General features: G+C 64.1%; 12 protein-coding genes. 10 read left to right on the top strand and 2 right to left on the bottom strand.

Annotated elements, in window-relative coordinates; genetic code table 11:
- The first annotated feature begins 41 nt into the window (after positions 1–41).
- The 4 genes from AC3G2C_RS14825 (at position 42) to AC3G2C_RS14810 (ending at position 6801) form a co-directional block, all read left to right on the top strand.
- Positions 42–2795 (top strand): TonB-dependent receptor, encoded by a 2754-nt coding sequence (locus AC3G2C_RS14825; RefSeq protein WP_488385394.1) that lies wholly within the window; start codon positions 42–44, stop codon positions 2793–2795.
- A gap of 287 nt (positions 2796–3082) precedes the next feature.
- Positions 3083–5383 carry a family 20 glycosylhydrolase gene (locus tag AC3G2C_RS14820; RefSeq protein WP_488385393.1) on the top strand — a complete coding sequence of 767 codons (2301 nt, stop codon included), beginning with the start codon at positions 3083–3085 and terminating at the stop codon, positions 5381–5383.
- An 8-nt stretch (positions 5384–5391) separates the two neighbouring features.
- The gene (locus AC3G2C_RS14815; RefSeq protein WP_488385478.1) at positions 5392–6453 is read left to right on the top strand and encodes an acyltransferase family protein; all 1062 of its coding nucleotides are present in this window, start codon (positions 5392–5394) and stop codon (positions 6451–6453) included.
- Positions 6454–6534: 81 nt separating this feature from the next.
- Complete coding sequence (locus AC3G2C_RS14810) at positions 6535–6801, top strand: hypothetical protein (protein ID WP_488385392.1); 267 nt, start codon at positions 6535–6537, stop codon at positions 6799–6801.
- A gap of 40 nt (positions 6802–6841) precedes the next feature.
- Here AC3G2C_RS14810 and AC3G2C_RS14805 read toward each other — a convergent pair whose 3' ends face one another.
- Positions 6842–7864, bottom strand: coding sequence for an alpha/beta hydrolase family protein (locus tag AC3G2C_RS14805; protein ID WP_488385391.1), 1023 nt, complete (start codon positions 7862–7864; stop codon positions 6842–6844).
- A 103-nt stretch (positions 7865–7967) separates the two neighbouring features.
- Here AC3G2C_RS14805 and AC3G2C_RS14800 point away from each other — a divergent pair, with 103 nt between their 5' ends.
- Positions 7968–9719: an alkaline phosphatase gene (locus AC3G2C_RS14800; RefSeq protein WP_488385390.1), complete on the top strand. Its 1752-nt coding sequence runs from the start codon at positions 7968–7970 to the stop codon at positions 9717–9719.
- Between the two features lie 127 nt (positions 9720–9846).
- The gene (locus tag AC3G2C_RS14795) at positions 9847–12171 is read left to right on the top strand and encodes a TonB-dependent receptor (protein ID WP_488385389.1); all 2325 of its coding nucleotides are present in this window, start codon (positions 9847–9849) and stop codon (positions 12169–12171) included.
- 376 nt (positions 12172–12547) lie between these two features.
- Here the strand turns inward: AC3G2C_RS14795 and AC3G2C_RS14790 are convergent, their stop codons facing one another.
- Positions 12548–13867 (bottom strand): alpha/beta hydrolase family protein, encoded by a 1320-nt coding sequence (locus AC3G2C_RS14790; RefSeq protein WP_488385388.1) that lies wholly within the window; start codon positions 13865–13867, stop codon positions 12548–12550.
- Between the two features lie 253 nt (positions 13868–14120).
- On the opposite strand from AC3G2C_RS14790, the gene AC3G2C_RS14785 reads away from it, so the two are divergent.
- The 4 genes from AC3G2C_RS14785 to AC3G2C_RS14770 all read left to right on the top strand — a co-directional run bounded on the left by AC3G2C_RS14785 (position 14121) and on the right by AC3G2C_RS14770 (position 20012).
- A complete protein-coding gene (locus AC3G2C_RS14785; RefSeq protein WP_488385477.1) occupies positions 14121–15188 on the top strand; it encodes a glycerophosphodiester phosphodiesterase in 1068 nt (355 codons plus the stop codon).
- Between the two features lie 110 nt (positions 15189–15298).
- Positions 15299–16627 (top strand): alkaline phosphatase family protein, encoded by a 1329-nt coding sequence (locus AC3G2C_RS14780; RefSeq protein ID WP_488385387.1) that lies wholly within the window; start codon positions 15299–15301, stop codon positions 16625–16627.
- A 175-nt stretch (positions 16628–16802) separates the two neighbouring features.
- Positions 16803–19106, top strand: coding sequence for a TonB-dependent receptor (locus tag AC3G2C_RS14775; RefSeq protein WP_488385386.1), 2304 nt, complete (start codon positions 16803–16805; stop codon positions 19104–19106).
- A 195-nt stretch (positions 19107–19301) separates the two neighbouring features.
- The gene (locus AC3G2C_RS14770) at positions 19302–20012 is read left to right on the top strand and encodes a lysoplasmalogenase (protein ID WP_488385385.1); all 711 of its coding nucleotides are present in this window, start codon (positions 19302–19304) and stop codon (positions 20010–20012) included.
- The last annotated feature ends 1 nt before the right edge of the window (position 20013 follow it).

Here is a 20013-nt window from a genome sequence, read left to right as displayed (position 1 = left end):
ACACACATCCGCTGCTGAAATACCTTCGAGGGGAGGAAACCATGTCACACCGCAAAACGATTCTTGCCGCTAGCATCATTGCCGGTCTGTGTCTGTCCGGCGCGCTCTATGCTCAGGACGCCAATCAGCAGTCCAGCACGACCCAGTCCAGCGAGAAGCCGGACCAATCGAAGGCCAAGCAGCTTGCGACGGTGACCGTCACCGGCATTCGCGCGAGCTTGCAGGCGTCGATGGATACCAAGCGCAACGCCGACGCCATCGTCGACGCGATCACGTCGGAAGACATCGGTAAGTTCCCCGCCAGCAACGTGGCTGAAGCGCTCGCTCAGATGCCGGGCGTCACGCTCGATCGTCAGCTCGGCGCAACCCAGCGCGTCAGCATCAACGGCATGGACCCCAGCCTCAACCTGACCCTGCTCGACGGTCACCCGGTCGCCCAGGCTGTTTGGCTGTACGACGACGCACCGAACCGCGGCTTCAACTACTCGCTGCTGGCACCGGAAGTCGTCGGGCGCCTTGAGATCTTCAAGAGCCCGGAAGCTCGCCTGCCGGAAGGTGCGCTTGGCGGCACCATCATCATGCACACGATCAAGCCGCTGGACGTGCCGGCCAACACGCTGACCGGCTCGGTGGGCGTGAACTACAACGACATGGTCAGCAACAGCCGCCCGTCCGCGTCGGTGTTCTATAGCTGGCACAACGACGACAAGACCTTTGGCGTCGATGTGTCGGCACAGCACTACGAACAGTTCCAGAACCGCCAGGGCCTGGAGAACTATGGTTATACGCCGGTGTCGGGCATCGTCGGCGCCAGTCCGGTGGCCGCTGCGCTGGTGGCGTCCGGCAAGATCAAGCTGACCGACCAGATCCCGAACCAGATCAGTGTCTCCAACTTCCAGCAGACCGAGAAGCGCGACAGCGTTACCTCGAACATCCAGTGGAAGCCGCTGGAGAACCTGAACTTCAACCTCGGCCTGATGTACGCCAAGGACAACCTCGACAACCTCAATCAGTCGATGTATCCGTGGGCGCTGCACAGCCCGGCCGGCATCACCTCGCTGACCGAAGGCCCCAACGGCATCATCGTCGCTGGTAGCCAGGCGGGTACGCCGTGCCAGAACAACCTCAACTGCACCAGCACCGCGCAGACCTTCGCCGACAACAATGCCCGCCGCTCGGAAATCACCACCAAGGGCGTGGACCTGACCGGCGAGTATCGCGGTGACGGCTGGCGCCTCAACGGCCAGGCCGGTGTGAGCGTGTCGCGCAACCCGATGGAAGCGGGTGTGAAGGAAATTTTCTACGGCGGCGGCTTCGACTGGTCGATCAGCAAGGGCCCGCAGTACACCGATCCGACGACCGCAAACGACCCGAGCTATTGGGCCGACAACGGTTGGGGCGGCAACCTTGGCAAGGAGCTGTACAAGGCCAAGGACAGCTACGGCCAGCTGGACTTCACCAAGGATTTCGACGGCTTCCTCAATTCGGTGGCCGTGGGCGCACGCTACGCCTCGCACTGGGAAAGCCAGACGCTCAACGTGTTCACCGGTCCGCAGGCGCTCACGCTCAACCAGATCGGTTTCGGCGGCCTGACCAACCTTGATGGCGCGCGCAGCCTTGGTTTGAGCCAGACGGCGATCCAGCACGTGCAGACCGCCGGTGCCGAGGCGATCTTCAATGCCATCCAGAACTCGCCGGGCTTTGGCGTGAACCAGGACCCGAACTCGTACTGGGACAACACCTTCGCGGTGCAGCAGCAGAACACCGCCGCCTACCTGCAGGCCAACTTCGGCAACGATAACCTGCACGGCAACATCGGCGTGCGCTACGTGCACACCAAGAACACCAGCAGCGGCTATGTGATTCCGCAGGAATGCGCCTCGGCTGACTCGTGGGACTGCGTGTTCCCGACCGGCTTCGGCTACATCACCCAGAACAGCACGCACAACAACTGGCTGCCGTCGTTCAACATTGCCTACAACGTCACGCCGGACGTGATCCTGCGCGGTGCGGCCTCGGAGACCATCTCCTATGCGCCGTACAACCAGATGGCGCCGTACTTCGCCGCCAACGACACCGTGCTGACGGCCGCGGCAGGCAACCCGAACATCAAGCCGTACCGTTCGGTGAACTTCGATGGCTCGGCCGAGTGGTACTTCAACCCGGAGTCGATGGTCGCCGTGTCGTTCTTCTACAAGAACGTGCTGAACTACATCGTCAATGCGGCCACCGTGCAGGAGCGCATCAACGGCTCCTGGGCGCTGCCTGACTTCGCCAACAGCGCCGCCGCGCTCGTTGCCTCCGGCCAGTGTACGACTGCGGGCCTGTGCGCCTACGACGTGACCGCGCCGGTCGATGGCGGTCGCGCCAAGGTCAAGGGCGGCACCATCAGCTACCAGCAGGCGTATGGCTACGGCTTCGGTCTGCGCGCCAACTACACCTACTCGGATGCTTCCACCAAGACCGGTGGCGCCCTGCCGTACAACTCCAAGAATTCGTACACGGTTGCTCCGTACTACGAAGAAGGTCCGTACAGCGCCAGCCTGGCCTACACCTACCGCTCCAGCTACCTCGCTGGTGGCTACGTGGCGGGTGCGCCCTCGACCTACATCGATGGCTTCAAGGAGCTGGACGCTACCCTGGGTTACGAGATCAACAAAAACTTCTCGCTTACCCTCAACATGCTGAATCTGCTCAATTCCAAGTACTACGCGTACCTGGGCAGCAAGACGCAGATGTCTTCCGAGTACGTGACCGGCCGCCAGTACATGCTGAAGGCCAACTTCAAGTTCTAAGGCGATACACCGCGCGCCAGGGTTCCCCACAGGGCCCTGGCACGCGGTCGAGTCGGGGCGCTCGCGTTCCGGTTCTGCAAGTTCTGCGCGTATCGCAATCACCCGCGATGGCGGTACGCGCAGTTGTACGTCCGGTGTCTACCCAATTTCGAAGCCCATGGGCTTCCTCCCCAACGGACCTGGCGGTATTGCCCGGTCCGATTTTTCTTGTGGCGAGCCTCCCGCCTGGTTCGTCACTTTTTTTTTCGCTTATCTTCTGCACATAAGCCGACGACGCGAGACATTCGATGAGCCTTCACCGTTATGTGCTGTGCCTGGCCCTTTGTGGGGTCGCTGCCGCTGCCCACGCCACGACCACGGTCGAGGTGATTCCCATGCCTGCCGAGGTGCGTGTGCAAGGCGATGGATTCACGGTCACCGCGCAAACGCCCATCGTGGTAGACGCTGACGACGCCGATGCTCGCCGCAGTGCGGATTACCTCGCCACGCTGCTGAACAAGACGCGGCGGTTGCCGTTGAAGGTCAGCACGGCAGTGGGTGCCAGTCCGGCCATTGTGCTCAAGCGCGATGCGCAGGCGCCGGTGGCACATGGCGAAGGTTACGCCCTCGATGTGGATAGCCAGGGCATTCGTGTGGTGGCGCGGGGCGAAGCCGGTCTGTTCTACGGCGCCATCACCGCGTGGCAGTTGCTCACGGCCTCTGCCGGGCAGGGCGATGTACGGGTTGCTGCCGTGCACATCCGTGATCAGCCGCGTTTCGCCTGGCGCGGTTTCATGCTCGACTCCGCGCGCCATTTCCAGACCACCGACGAAGTGCGCACGCTCATCGATCAGATGGCCCAACACAAGCTCAACGTGCTGCATTGGCATCTCACCGATGACCAGGGTTGGCGCATCGAGATCAAGCGCTACCCGGAACTCACCCGCATTGGCGCCTGGCGTACGCCGCCGGATGCCGGACACAACGGCGAACCCGCGCGCTACGGCGGCTTCTATACGCAAGACGAGGTTCGCGCCATCGTCGCCTATGCCGCCGATCGCCACATTACCGTGGTGCCGGAGATCGACATGCCAGGCCACGCGCAGGCCGCGGTGGCCTCGTATCCGGAGTTCGGCGTGACCGGAAAGCGTCCGCCGGTGTCGGTGGATTGGGGCGTCAACCCGTACCTGTACAACGTGGACGATGCCACCATCCAGTTCCTGCACAACGTGCTGGACGAGGTGATGGCGCTGTTCCCGTCCACCTATATCCACGTGGGCGGTGACGAAGCCATCAAGGATCAGTGGCAGGCCTCACCCGCGGTGCAGGCGCGCATGCGCTCGCTCGGCATCAAGAACGAAGACGCGATGCAGAGCTGGTTCATCGGGCAGATGGGCCAGTACCTCGCGGCACATGGCCGTCGTTTGATCGGATGGGACGAGATTCTGGAAGGCGGTCTGCCGGCCAGCGCCACCGTCATGTCCTGGCGTGGTACCCAGGGTGCCATCAAGGCCGCCCAGCTTGGTCACGATGTGGTGCTCTCGCCCGCGCCGCAGCTTTACCTGGACCAGATGCAGAGCGATCGGGCGGATGAAACCACCGGTCGCTTGCCGGCGGTGTCACTGGAAAGCTACTACCGCTTCGAAGCGGTGCCCAAGGAGCTGAGCAAGGCGCAGGCCGAGCACGTGCTTGGCGTGCAGGCCAATATGTGGACCGAGCACATGCCCACCTTGCGCCATGTCGAACACGCCGTGTTCCCTCGCCTGGACGCGCTTGCGGAAACGGCTTGGACACCCGCGGCCGAGCGCCATTGGCCGGATTTCCTGCAGCGCCTGCCAGCCCAGCTTGCCCGCTACCGCGCGCAGGATATCGGCTATGCGGACAGCGCCTTTGCGGTTTCCATCGAGACGGATCGCAACGCGGCACTGGCCAGCGGGCACGCCAGCGTGAACCTGTTCAACCAGGCCAAGTACGGCCAGCTGCACTACACCACCGATGGCAGCGCACCCGGTGTCGACTCGCCGCTCTACATCAAGCCCTTCGCCGTCACGCTGCCGGCGACGATCAAGGCCGTGGCGTTGGATGCGGCCGGCACGCCGCTCGCGGCGGTGCGCGAGCGCACGCTGGATGCCAACACCTTGCGCACGCGTAGCACGGGCGAGCTGGCCAATTGCGCGGGCAGCGATTTTTACCTGCGCGTGCAGCCCACGCCCGATGCCACCAGCCTGGCGCCCAGCTACGCCATCAACGTGTTCGACAACTGCCGCATGTATCGCCAGGCCAGGCTGGATGGAATCACTGCCATTCGCGTCGACACCGCCCGATTGCCGCGCAACTATGCACTCGCGCACGAAGCCAAGCTGGTGGTGTCGCACCCTGCCAGCACGCCAAACGGTGAGCTGGTGGTGCACCTGGATAGCTGCAAGGGCAAGGCGCTGGCCACGCTCCCGCTACCAGCGGATGGCCCGGCCGCGTTCACCTTGCAGGGCACGATGGCCAAGCAGCAGGGCGTGCACGACCTGTGCCTGGTGTTCACCTCGCCCATCACTGGGCCGATCTACGGCATCGGCGCCGTGACGTTGCAACCGGTTGGCCAGAGCACACCGTGAGCACACCGTTGCGGCGCCTTGCCTCGGTGGACGCACTGCGTGGCTGCACGGTGGCGTTGATGTTGCTGGTGAACGACCCAGGTGATTGGGAACACGTGTACTGGCCGCTGGAACACGCGGCCTGGCACGGCTGCACGCCGACCGACCTGGTGTTTCCTTTCTTTCTGTTTGTGGTGGGCGTTTCCATCGCGCTGGCCATCGGGCCGCGCGTGGAGCAGGGCGCGGCGAAGGGCGTGCTGGCACGTGCGGCACTCATGCGCGCGCTACGTATTGTGCTGCTGGGTGTGGCGATCAATGTGCTGGCGTGGCTTATCATGCCGGGCGCGCATGTGCGCCTTCCTGGCGTGCTGCAACGGATAGGTGTGTGCTTCGCGGGCGCGGCCATGTTCGCCATCTACACCTCGGCACGCGTGCAGTGGGGCGCCATCGTTGCGCTATTGCTAGGCTACTGGGCGCTGTTGTGGAGCGGCGGAACGCTGGAGCCGTTCGTCAATATCGTCAGTCGCACCGACTTCGCCGTGTTCGGCGGCTTCGTCTACCAGATCGATCCGTTGACCGGGTTGGGTCACGATCCGGAAGGTCTGCTCAGTTGCCTGCCATCGCTGGCGACCAGCCTGCTCGGTCTGCGGGCGGGTCAATGGTTGCGGCAGGGGCGCTCGGTCGCGCTGGCAATTGCCGGGGTGTCATCGTTGCTTCTGGGCTACCTGTGGTCGTGCTGGCTGCCGTTGAACAAGAACCTGTGGACCTCCTCGTTCGTGCTGTGGACCGCGGGGTGGGCCATGCTGGCGCTGTGGGTGTGCCACGGGTTGATCGATCGCCGCGGCTGGCCCGCCCTGGGGCGCCGTTTCGGCATGAACGCGGTGGCCGCCTACGCTGGCTCGGAGCTGATGCAGATCGTTCTGCCGGGGCTGGGCTGGCAAGAACCGCTCTATCGGCACGGCTTCGCCGGCTGGATCACCCCACTCGCCGGCCCCTACGTGGCGTCGCTGGCCTATGCGCTGGTGTTCGTGGCGGTGTGGTGGTTGATCGTCTATGCGATGGACCGGCGGCGGATCTACCTCAAGCTCTAAGAGCCTGGGCCTCGCCCTACTTGCGACTGTCATCGGCGATAGGCACGCTATCGGGCTTTCTGTGCCCTGAGCGGAGTAGTCATGTCGAGCCAAGAAACCATTCTCCAGATCATGCCGGCCACCGGCTGGGTCGCCGTGTACGACGAAGGCGGCGAAGAAACCGCCGAGGCACTCGTGTGCTTTGCCCTCGTTGACGGTGGCCGCGCCGTGCGCCCGATGCGTGCCGATGGCACCAAGATCGCCTTCGCCGATGCGCTGCCGAACTTCGTGCGCGTGGAAGAACTCGCCGAGTTCGAGGAAGAAGAGGAAGACGAGGACGAGGAAGAAGAGGAAGACGAGGAGGCCTGAGCCCCTCGTTGTACCCGGTGATGCGGCGCCCTGCGTCGCATCACGGTGACACGGCCAGCGCCGTCGACAGCGTTTCGCTGCGCGGCGCGGCCAACCCGCCATAGCGGGCATCGATGCGGATGAGCAACGCGCGGGCATCCGCCACGGCGCCCTTGCTGCGCAGCGCTTCCACCTTGTCGAGTTGAGTATCCATGTCGCGCTGCAGGCGTGTGCGGCAGGCGGCCAAAGCCGTCGCATCCGAGGGAGTCGGCGAGTCCAGTATCTGCAAGGCGCGGCCTAGCGCCGTGGCGTCGGCCAGCTCGTGGCCGGTGTGGCGCACATCGAGCGTGGCAAGGTGGCTTACGCACCAGTCCTTCAGCGATTGGCGGCTTTGTCGGTCGGCATCGAGACGGGCGGGATCTTCGTCACCCGTTAGGTAAACCAGTCGGCTCTCGGCCTCAAAGCTTTCGAGCAGTTCGCGCGGCGGCGCCGGTACCTGTACGCCGATGGCATCGCTGCCGGCATCGAGCAGGGCGCCCTTGAACAGGTCCGGGTAGCCCAGCGCCAGGCGTAGCGCCACGCGCGCGCCACCGGAAAAACCACCCACGTACACGCGTGTCGAGTCGATGGGGTAACTCGCCATCACGTTGGTGGCGGCCAGCACGGCGAGCGGTTCGCGTCGGTCGAGCACGTCGGCGTCGTTGCCCATATGGGCAGCGGTCACCAGGATGGTGCCATGCGCGGCCAGGGTTTCCAGCCACGCGGCGGGCACGCGCGCCTCGTCCCAGGGTGGCACGAACACCAGCAACGCGTAGCCATGGGCCGGCCTTTGCGGCGGTACGTACAGCGCAAAGTGTTCGTGGGCGAGATCGATGGGTTGCTCGCGCAAGCTTGCCCTTTGGGCCGCCATGCGCTGTTTCAGGCGCTGCGCGTTGAGTGGCGAGAGCAGCCGGCGCATCAGCTCCGTGCTGGCGGAGAGGGGCGTATAGGCCTGAAACGTCACATCCTCGCGCACCGCTGGCGTCGTGGTTGCCCCCAGTGGGGTCGCAAGGATCAGGCCGATGAGCAGGCGGCGCCATGGCATGGCGCCACGCTAGCATCAGCGTGGCCGCAGGTTGTCATCGTAAATTATTACGGCTTGGCTATGATCGGCGGTTCACCCTATGTCCTTACGATCGAGGTTGCCGATGACTGCTCCGTCGCCGCTGGTGCGCCGTGCCTTGCTGCTGGGTTCGTTTACGTTGCTGACGGCCTGTGCCGGCCAGGTGGCTTCCGAGCTACCCAGCCGCAGCACGGCCATCGACGTACCGGCGATCCAGCGTCCCGGTGGGGAAACCCCGCAATGGTGGTTCCGCAGCGGCGCTGCGTCGGCGGCGCGGCTGGCGGCGCAGGCCAACACGGGTGGGCAGCGTGCGAAGAACGTCATCGTGTTCCTGGGTGACGGCATGAGCATTCCCACCATCGCGGCCGCGCACGTGCTTGCCGGCCAGCGCAAAGGCCTGGATGGCGAGAGCTATCGCCTGAGCTTTGAGCAGTTTCCCTTCAGTGCGCTCAGCCGCACCTACGAAACCGATCAGCAGACGCCCGACTCGGCCGGCACCATGACCGCGATCATGAGCGGTGTGAAAACGCGCGGCGGCTATATCGGCGTGTCGCAGGTGCCGCGCCGGCAGGATTGCGCCGGCACGCGCGGGCAGGAACTGGTAAGCGCGCTGGAGCTGGCCGCCACCGCCGGCATGAGCACCGGCGCCGTCACCACCACGCGCATAACCCACGCCACGCCGGCCGCCACCTTCGGGCACCTGCCCGAGCGCAACTGGGAGGTCGATGCCGACCTCACCGCCGAAGCCAAGGCGCAGGGCTGCAAGGATTTCGCCGCGCAGCTCATCGACTTTCCCGCCGCCGGCGGCCTCACCGTGGCCATGGGCGGCGGTCGCACCGAGTTCATGGTGGCCGGCGAAGACGACCCGGTGGAGCAGGGCAAGGTGGGCCAGCGTCTGGACGGGCGCGACCTCATCGGCGAATGGAAAAAGCAGCACCCCGACGGCACCTATGTGTGGACCGGCAGCCAGCTCAAGGCACTGGACGCCAAGCGCACGCCGCGCCTGCTCGGCCTGTTCAACAGCTCGCACCTCAACTACGACCACGAGCGCGTGAGCGACAAGCTCGATGAGCCCAGTCTGGCCGAGATGACCACCAGCGCCATCGAGGTACTCAAGCAGAACCCCAACGGCTTTTTCCTGATGGTGGAAGGCGGCCGCATCGACCACGCCCTGCATGCCGGCAACGCCTACCGTGCGCTGGACGAAACCGAAGCCTTCGCCGACGCCGTGCAGGCTGCGCTGGACCACACCGACCCCAGCGAAACACTCATCGTGGTGACCGCCGATCACGCACACACGCTGACCTTTGCCGGTTATCCCAAGCGTGGCAACGATATCCTCGGCCTGGTGCAGGGCCACACCGACAGCTACGACGACGAAGGCGCCGCTGGCGTGGCACGCGACGCCACCGGCAAGCCCTATACCACGCTGGGTTTCGCCAACGGCCCGGGCTACACCGGTGCCAGCGACACCCAGCCGGAGGGCAGCAAGCGCTTTCCGCACGTAGTGCACGACTACTCCGCCATCACCAAGGGCCGCCCCGACCTGGGCAAGACCAACACCGCCGATCCGAACTACATGCAGGAGTCGGTGTTGCCGCTCAAGGCAGAAACGCACGGCGGCGAAGACGTGGCGATCTTCGCCACCGGGCCTGGCGCATCGGCTTTCCATGGCGAGATGGAACAGAACACCATTTTCCACGTGATCGTGCAGCACGCGCCGCTGCTGCGTGACGAGCTGTGCAAACTGCACAGTTGCAACGCCGATGGCGTGCCTGTGGATCGCCCCACTTACCAGGCATGGTTGCAGCAGGCCAGTCAGGGCAGCGCCCGCTGAAACCTTCGACACCGGCTAGCCGGTGTCGCGTGAAATCTCGGTGTAAACGTAACTTCATACGCGATGCGCAGGATGCGGGGAGGCTTGCCAATGGCAAGCGCTCCCCTTCCCCTGGAGTCGCGTTTTCATGAAGAAGAATCTGCTTGCCGCCGCGCTTGCGGCGGCCATGGTCGTTGCGTTGCCTCAAGCCAACGCGGCCGACAACGACCAGCCCGCTGCTGCCGCCGCGCCGGCGTCCGACAGTGCCAAGAACCTGGAAACCATCTCGGTGATCGGCCAGGGCGAAACGCGCCAGGTGCAGCGCATCACGGTGAAGGACATCGCGGTGCTGCCGGCCGGTACCAGCATCCAGAAGCTGCTCAACCGTATCCCGGGCGTGAACGTGCAGTCCAACGATGCGTTCGGCGCCAACGAAGAATCGCAGACCATCAGCCTGCGCGGCTTCAACACCGTGCGCCTGGGCTACACGCTCGATGGCCTGCCGCTGGGCGACAACGCCTACGGCAACTACAACGGCCTCAACATCAGCCGCGCGCTGATCGCCGAGAACTTCGGCGGCGTGGAACTGGCCTCGGGCATCGGCAGCTTGGGCACCGCCTCCACCAGCAACCTTGGCGGCACGGTGCAGTACTACTCCGACGATCCGGCCAGCACCTTCGGTGGCCGCTTTGGCCAGACCGTGGGCAGCGACCAGAACCGCCGCACCTACGTGCGCCTGGATTCGGGCGACTACCACGGCTTCTCCATGTATCTCTCGGGCATTCGCGCCACCGCCGACATGTGGGCGCCGCCTGAATCGCCCACCACCACCAAGCAGTTCAATGGCAAGGCGGTGTATCAGTTCGATGGCGGCAAGCTCACCGCCTTCGCTGATACCTCGCGCACCTCGCAGGCCGATTACGCCTACCTCTCCAAGAGCGGCATGTCGCGCGGCCTGGGTTGGGACTGGAACCTGTACGCGCCCGATTGGAAGCGCGCACTGGCGGCGGCGTACTGCTCGCCGATCTACACCAAGGGCGGCAAGCGCGATCCGCGCTGCGGCTTCTCCGGCGGCGTGGACAACATCGATGACGCCTACTACCAGAGCCGCGCGCTGCGTCGCGATGACCTGTACTACATCGCGGGCGATTTCTTCCCCAGCGATGCGGTAACCGTGCACACCCAGGTCTACCATCACGAGAACGCCGGCCAGGGTCATTGGTGGTCGCCAGGCCAGCCGTCCTATCCAGGCACCGCGCAGGAGCTGCCGATCTCCATTCGCAGCACCAACTACACCATCAACCGCAATGGCGCGATCGCGTCGGTGAGCTGGGACGTGGAAGGCCATCACCTGGAAGGCGGCCTGTGGTACGAGCAGAACCATCACTCGGTGCAGCGCAATTTCTACTGGATCTCCGGCCCGATCAACGACGATACCTACCTGAGCGATCCCAACCGTCGCCTGTTCTATCAGAAGTACCTGATCACCACGCGCCAGGCTTATCTACAGGACAGCTTCAAGCTGCTCGATGATCGCCTGAGCGTGGACATCGGCGTAAAGAGCCCGCACACCACCATGAAGGCCAACGAAGTAGCCGGCGTGCCGGTGGAGTCGCCCGTCGCCAACGGCGAACTGCGCGCCAGCAAAGCGCTGCTGCCGGAAGTGGGCGTGGGTTACCAGTTGGGCGGTGGCCAGGAGCTGTTCCTCTCCTACGCCAAGAACATCGCCGCGTTCCAGGGCGGCGGCGCCAGCGGCCCGCTGCTGGTCACGCAGGGCGCCTATGACGCCACGCGCGGCAACCTCAAGCCTGAGCAGTCGCGCACCATCGAAGGCGGCTACCGCGTGGTGCAGCGCGATTTCGAGGCCTCGGTGGCGCTGTATGACGTCACCTTCAACAACCGCCTGCTCTCGCTCAACCCGTGCCCGAGCATCCAGCAGGGCACCACGCCAGCGTGTACCACGCGCTTCTACAACGTGGGTTCGGTGAGCAGCCATGGCGCCGAGTTCACCTTCATCTGGAAGCCGTTCACGCACTTCGAGTGGTACAACTCCGCCTCGTTCAACCGATCCACCTATGACAACAACTACACCCAGAATGGTGTGGTGATCCCCACCAAGGGCAAGGTCACGGTGGATACGCCCAACAAGCTGTTCGCCAGTGAGATCAATTGGGTGTACGGCCCGTGGAACGTGGGCCTGCGCGGTAAGTACACCGGTACGCGCTATTACACCTACACCAACGATCAGGGCTTCGGTGGCTACACCTCGTTCGACCTGGGCGCGGGTTACGACTTCGGCGCGCTGTATGGCCTCAAGGACGTGAAGCTCTCGCTCAACGTCACCAACCTCACCGACAAGCGTTACGCCTCCAACCTCGCCGCGTTCACCAACAGTGATCCGGCTGGCCGTGCCCTGGCGTTCCACGCCAGCGCCCCGCGCCAGGCCTTCCTGACGCTGGATGTGAAGTTCTAAGGATGCTCTGATTCTGATCGTCATCCCAGCGAAAGCTGGGATCTCGAGTCTGTAAGTGCCCGAAGGCAAAGGCACTGGATTCCTGCTTTCGCAGGAATGACGAGCAAGATGTCGTTTAATCAGACCTTCCCTAACGATGCTCTGATTTTAATCGTCATTCCTGCGAAAGCAGGAATCCAGTGGCTTTATGCTCAACGACTTTCAGGCCATGGATGACCAGCCCTTCGGCTGTTGAAAAGCGCTTCAAGCTCTTGCCCCCTTTGGGGGAGGGCGCTGGGATGACGAGCAAAATGTCGCTAAATCAGACCGTCCCTAAGAGAAGAGGGATGAGGATGCGCCCCGTGCGGACGGGGCGCATCCTCGGTGCTGGTGCGCATCACGGGCTGCCACTGGCTTTGGCATCGGGCGACATCACCACGCTGCTGTCACCGTAGGGAGCGCGCCAGTTGCCCTTGGCGTAGTCGATGGTCATGCGCATATAGCCTTGTGCGTAGTGTGTCTCCATGCGCTCGCCATCTTTCATCTCGAACTCGGTCATCCCGTGCTGGGCATGGGGAAACACCGCTGTCGTGATCGGCATGCCCTTGGCCTGGAGCGTGGCAAGACGGCGCAGCGTTTCGCCGCTAGGCGCATCGATATCCATTCCGCCGAGTATCCACAGTTGCGGCGTGCGTAACTTCGAGAGCACTGCCATCGAGTCGTAGTGCCACGGCGTATGGAACATATACGCCTTGCCCTTCTCGCGAATGTCGTCGGCGGACATCGGCAGCACCAGGTAACTGAAGTCGCCACGCACGTCCTTGTACCAGGGCTCGTTGCGATACTTGGCGCGAGCGGCATCGAGCTGCGTATAACCCTCCTTGAGGTCGCTGGAGAGAATCAGGCCGATGGCATCGGAGAGCTCCCAGGCCTTGTCGATCACCGACTGGTCGTAGCCCTTGAGTTTGAGCTGGAAGGCAACGGCCTCGCGATCTTCCTCCAACGGCGAGATCGCCAACCCATAGCTCACGATGACGAAATCCGCAGCCGTGCGCGTCGCGGCCAGTGGTGCCACCCAGCCGCCCTGGCTGCCGCCACGAAAGCCCACGCGACCCGCGCGATCGCCGGCCAGTTCGCGCGCCTTGGCCATGGCCGCCACGGCGTCGTTGGCGAGCACGCTGTAATCCTGCGTATAGGTGCCGGCGGAGTCGCCGGTGCCGCGCTTGTCGTACACGAACGCGCCGACACCTTCGGCCGGCAGTTCGCGCTGCATGGCATCAAGGCGGCGCGCGGAGTCGTGCTCCGAGCCATGCACCAGCACCACAATCGGCACCTTGCCCTTGCCTGGCGGAAGAATCAGTCGGCCGACCAGTCGCGTGCCGCCTTCGCCGGCAAAGCTCGTATCGCGCACCACCAGCGGAATGCGCACGCCCTTCATGCCGGCAAAGGTGAGTCGTCCTTCGTTGCACGCGCCAAAGCGGACATCTTTGCCATCCGGGTGGCCGGTCCAGCCTAGTGTGCTGGTCCAAGTGCCGTCAGGGGATGGCGTGAGTTGGCCGGTGCTGCCATCGATACGGCGCCAGCGTAGCGTGTTGCCTTCCGAGGGAGCGATGTCGAGCGTGCTGCCATCGGCCATGCGGTAGGCGCCGATCGCGCAATTGGCGGTGACGGGAACAGGGGCAGCGGTCAACAAGGCGGTGAGCAGGTAGGTGAGCATGAGCCAGGCCGTGGCGGCGGAAAGTGACCCTCACGCTAGCACTCGGCGCGCCGCGGACCATTGGCCGCAAGTCATGCGGGTGCCGTCAGTCATGTCTGTTAGCTTGCGCCTCGCTTGCTTGGTGATGAGCCATCTGTGTGTCAAGGAAACGACATGGACGATGGTCAACATGGCGTGATGGTCGGCGCCAAGGTGGCGCCTCGAAACGTATTGCGAGGGAGTAGCCGTGGGTCGTTTATGCTGGGCCATCCTGATGGCGGGTGCGGTGCTGATGACGGGCGACCTGAAGGCTAACGAGGCGCCGCTGGCGTCCAAGGTGCTGGTGATCGGCCACCGCGGTGCCAGTGCGCTGCGTCCGGAACACACGCTTACCTCCTACGGCAAAGCCATTGCCGATGGCGCCGATTTCATCGAGCCGGACCTGGTGATGACCCGCGACGGCGTGCCGGTGGCGCGTCATGAGAACGAGATCAGCGGCACCACCGACGTGGCCTCGCATGCGGAGTTCGCTAGCCGTAAGACCACCAAGAGCGTCGATGGGCAGAAAGTCACCGGCTGGTTCACCGAAGACTTCACCCTCGTCGAGCTGAAAACGCTGCGCGCCCGCGAGCGCTTGCCGCAACTGCGCAGCACGGCCTACGACGGTCAGTTCCAGATTCCCACGCTCGACGAAATCATCGATTTCGTGGCGGCCGAATCGGCCACGCAGGGGCGTGTGATCGGCATCATCCCCGAGATCAAGCACGGCACCTATTTCCAGAAGGCCGGCCTGCCAATGGAAGACCGCGTGCTGTCCATTCTCGCCGCGCATGCCTATACGCGCACCGCGCCGGTGGAGATCCAGTCGTTCGAGATCGCCAACCTGCGCTACCTGCGCGACAAGCTGGGCAAGAGCCACCCCAACATCCGCCTGCTGCAGTTGCTGGACGATCCCAAGGAACAGCCTTACGACGTGGTGGCGGCGGGCGGCAAGCTGAGCTACGGCGACATGATGAAGCCCGCCGGGCTGCGCGATATCGCCACCTATGCCGATGCGATCGGGCCCAATATCCGCGCTATCATCCCGCTCAAGGCCGATGGCACGCTGGGCGAGCCCACCGCGTTGGCGCACGATGCGCACGCGGCGAAGCTCGAACTGCATCCTTATACGTTCCGCCCGGAAAACTATTTCCAGGCCAAGAACTTCTGGCAGGGCAGCGATCCCAAGACTTTCAACGAAGCCGGTTCGGTCGCGGAGATTCGCGCCTATCTCGATGCCGGCGTGGATGCCTTCTTCACCGACGACCCGGCCTTAGGCCGCAAGGCCGTCGACGGCCGCTGAGCGCCGCGTGATTGACGCTGCCATGGCATGGGCCGACGCAAGCGCGCCGCGCCCGGCGAAGGCGGCTGCATACGACTGCACACCGTTTTCCTTCCAAGAGTGACACTGCCATGCGCTTCCCCATGTCCACGCTCGCGGCCGGTTTGTTCGCGCTCACGCTCGCGCTGCCCGCTGCCGCCGAACCGGTCTTGATGATCTCCATCGACGGCCTGCGGCCGGCGGACGTGCTCGACGCGCAGCAGCGCGGACTCAAGCTGCCGAACTTGCAAGCGTTTCTCACGCAAGGCAGCTATGCGCAGGGTGTGCGTGGCGTGTTGCCCACCTTGACCTATCCCAGCCACACCACCCTGATCACCGGCGTGACGCCAGAGCTTCACGGCGTGGGCGGCAATCTCACCTTCGATCCGTACAACAAGAACCAGCAAGGCTGGGACTGGTATGCCAGCGACATCAAGGTACCCACGTTGTGGGATGCCGCGCACGCGGCCGGCCTGCACACTGCCAACGTGCATTGGCCGGTAAGCGTCGGCGCACCAGTGGATTGGAACCTGCCGCAGATCTGGCGCACCGGCACCGCGGACGATCGCAAGCTGGTCGCCGCGCTCGCCACACCGGGCCTGTTGCCGTCGCTGGAGGCGAAGCTGGGCCCGTACGCCGACGGCATCGACGAGAGCCTGGAAGGCGATAAGACGCGCGCGCGTTTCGCGGTAGCGTTGCTGGAGTCGCGCAAGCCGGATTTCATGACGGCGTACCTCACCGCGCTCGATCACGAGCAACACGCCAGCGGTCCGGATACGCCACAGGCGCGCGCCGTGCTCGAGCAGATCGATGCGTTGGTGGGTGAACTGGTGAGCACCGCCAAGCGCGTTCACCCGGATGGTGTGATCGCCGTGGTGTCCGATCACGGCTTCCTGCCGGTGCAGAACGACGTGAATCTATACGCGCCTTTTATCCAGGCAGGCCTGGTGACGTTGAAGGACGGCGCGGTGGCCGATTGGCAGGCCATGCCGTGGAACGACGGTGGCAGCGCGGCCATTGTGCTGCGTGATCCCAAGGACGCGGCCGTGCGCGCCAAGACGGCGGCGTTGTTGGCGAAGCTGGCGGCCGACCCGGCGTTCGGTATCGCGCGTGTGCTCGAACGCGAGGAAATTGCCAAGCAGGGTGGCACGGACAAGGCACAATGGTTCGTGTTGTTCAAGCAAGGCTTTGAAATGGGCGCCAAGCCGGACACGGCGATGCCCGCCGTCAGTCACTACCGTGGCATGCACGGCTACGATCCGACACTCGCGGCGATGCGTTCCACCTTTCTGATCGCCGGCAAGGGCGTGCCGGCAGGCAAGAACCTCGGCGAGATCGACATGCGCGATATCGCACCCACCGTGGCGCATGCGCTAGGCGTGAGCATGCCGCAAGCTCAAGGCAAGGTTCTGTTGCCGTAACCGCTGTTTTTCAGGGGTTTTCGCGCACGTTTTAAATATGCGTGTAACGGTGGGTACACACGGCGCATTCACACTTTTCTAATGCCGTCCGAGTGGCTTGGACGGCTAAGTCCCCAAGTTCTGTCCTTCACTTGCTCGTGCGGACTCAAGGTGAGTCCGCGCGTAAGGATTCGTCATGCCCAAGCATTCCCTTCGCAGGACCGCGATCGCGCTGGCTACGTTCGCTTCCCTCTACGGCGGCATCGTGCACGCCGACGATGTGACCGCTCCCAACGCGGCTCCCGCCGCCGATGCCACGGCCGACAGCAATCGCGACAAGGCCAAGAGTCTTGAGGCGATCTCGGTGGTCGCTTCGGGCGAAACGCGCCAGGTGCAAAAGGTCACCGCCGAAGACATCAAGGCGCAGGTGCCGGGCACCAGTCCGCTGAAAGTGATCGACAAGCTGCCGGGCGTGAACTTCCAGTCCGCCGATGCCTTTGGCGCCTACGAGTGGTCCACACAGATCTTCCTGCACGGTTTTGACCAGAGCCGCCTGGGCTTCACCCTGGACGGCATTCCGCTGGGCAACATGACCTACGGCACCACCACGGGCCTGCAGATCACGCGCGCCATCAGCAGCGACAACATCAGCACGGTGGAGCTGGCGCAGGGCGCCGGCGCGCTGGGTACCGCCGCCAACACCAACCTGGGCGGCACCATCCAGTTCTATTCGGCCGACCCGGAAGCGGTGGCCGGTGCACGCATCAACCAGACCATCGGTTCGGACGCCACCAACCGCACCTTCGTGCGCTTCGACACCGGCGACTACCATGGTTTCTCCGCGTACGTGTCTTACGACCACGCCACCACCGACAAGTGGAAGGGCTATGGCGACCAGCGCTCGGAGCAGGTGAACCTCAAAGCCGTGTACCAGTGGGAAAGCGGCAGCGTGAGCCTGTTCTACGACAGCTCGCGCCGCAAGGAATACGACTACATGGATCTGTCCCTGGCCAGCCAGAAGGCGCTGGGCTGGAACTGGGATTACCTGCAGCCCGATTGGGGCACCGCCGTGCAGATCGCCAATGCCGCCAACGGCAAGGGCAGCTACCCGGGCGTGCTGTCTCCGCTGCCCGCCGGTTATGACCTGGTGGACTCCACCTACTACGCAGGCGGCGGCATTCGTCGCGATACGCTCACCGGCTTGAACGGCACCTTCAACCTGGCCGAGCACACCACGCTCAACCTCGGCACCTACTACCACGACAACCGTGGCGAAGGTCAGTGGGCCACGCCGTATGTCGCCTCCTCGCCGACCGTGCCGCTCGCCATGCGCACCACCGACTATGGCCTGGATCGCTACGGCGGCACCGGCTCGCTCGCCTTCTCGCTGGGCAACAACGATATCGAAGTGGGCTTTTGGGCCGAGAACGCCAAGACCAATCAGGAGCGCAATTACTTCTACCTGACTGGCGCGTACAACTACCTGAGCAACTTCTACGAGAACCAGGAGCCGTTCCTGCGCGGCTTCTTCCAGCACTACAACACCAACACCCGCATGGCCTATGCGTCGGACACCATCCATTTGATGGATGACCGCCTCACCGTCAATGTGGGCGCCAAGGCGCTGGGTGTCACTAACACGGCTGATTCGATGGTGGCCAGCAGCGCGCTGGCGCAGGGCCGCATTCGCGCCAGCGACGGCTTCCTGCCGCAGGTGGGCGTGAACTACAAGCTCGACGCCAACCAGGAGGTGTACGCCTCCTATAGCAAGAACCTGGCGGCGTACGGCTTCCTGCCGTTCACCCAATCGCAGACCTCGTTCAACGCCAGCAAGGGCACGCTCAAGCCGGAGCAGTCGCAGACCTTCCAGCTCGGCTACCGCGTGCATGGCGACACCTTCGAGGCCTCGGCCGACGCGTACTACACCCGCTTCACCAACCGCTTGCTGGCGGTGTCGCCGTGCAGTGCGGTGCAGACCTGCTCGGCGGTGCTCAACAACGTGGGTTCGGTAAAGAGCACCGGTGTGGACCTGGCGGTGATCTGGCGCCCGATCGATCACCTGCGCTGGCTCAACACCGTCTCCTACGACAACTCCAAGTACCAGGACGACTACCTCAACAACGGCGTGGTCGCCACCAAGGGCAAGTACGTGGTGGGCATCCCCACTTGGATGTTCACCAGCGACCTGAGCTACAGCTACGGCGGCTGGACGGCGAGCATCGATGGCAAGTACACCGGCCGTCGCTACATCACTTACATCAACGACTCCCAGGTACCGTCCTACTGGCTGTTCGAGGCGGGCGTGAACTATGACGTGGGGGCGGTGTCCTTCATCCAGGACCTGAGCCTGGGCCTGAATGTCACCAACCTGTTCAACAAGCGCTACTTCGCAACCACCGGTACCAACGGCTACGTGGCCTCCGATCCGATGGGCTGGAACCAGACGTTGATGGGCGGCGCGCCGCGCCAGGTGTTTTTCAACGTCAACGCCAAGTTCTGATCCAGACCGGTTCATTGCGTGACACCCCTCCCTCGGCGTGTGGCTGAGGGATTCAGGAGAGAGGCTGCCTCCCGCCGGCGCCTCTCCCTTGCCAACCCTCCCTGTTCGCAGGGAGGGTTTTTTTTGCGCTGCGAAAGCGGCGATATCGCGCAGGCTCTAAGATCGCTCGGTTATCGGGGGCAGGGGGAATAACGCATGTCCGTTTCAAACACCGCCGTGGCCCGCGTGCCATCGCGGAGCTACGACGTCGCCATCGTGTTGGCGGCGCTGGGTGCCATTGTGGGTTCGCAACTGGCATCGGGGGATGCCATCGACGGTTGGCACTGGTTGCATTGGGCGTGCAAGCCGCTGGCGACGTTTCTGATCCTGTGGTCGGCCTGGCATGTGCGGCACCCGGTGTCGGTGGCGTATCGTCACTGGATCGGCCTGGGCATGGTGTTTTCGCTGACGGGCGACGTGTTCCTGATGCTGCCGCTGGATGGGTTCGTGGCGGGGCTGGTGGCGTTCCTGATCGGGCACCTGTGCTTTCTGCGGGCGCTGTTGAGCGACAGCCGGTTCGCCAAACCGTGGTGGCCGTTGCTCGCCACCCTCGGTTTTGGCGCAATCAACCTGTGGCTGCTCTGGCCGATCTTGCCGGCGGCACTTCACGCGCCGGTGGTGGTCTATGTGGTGGTGCTCACCAGCATGGGCGGTCAGGCAGTGGCACGTGCGTGGGCTCAGCGTCAGGGCGTGCTGGCCGGCGCCGCGCGTTGGGCGGCGCTGGGTGCGCTGAGCTTCATGCTCAGCGATACACTGTTGGCCTGGAACCGGTTCCGCGTGGCCATTCCGTGGTCGCCACTGTGGATACTGGCGACTTACTACGTGGCGCTGTGGTGTCTGGCGCGTTCAGTACGGCGGGGTGCGTGAG

Source organism: Frateuria sp. sgz306004, assembly GCF_057750885.1.
Note: the sequence above shows the minus strand (reverse complement) of the source record. Positions and strands in the feature narration are given on the sequence as shown.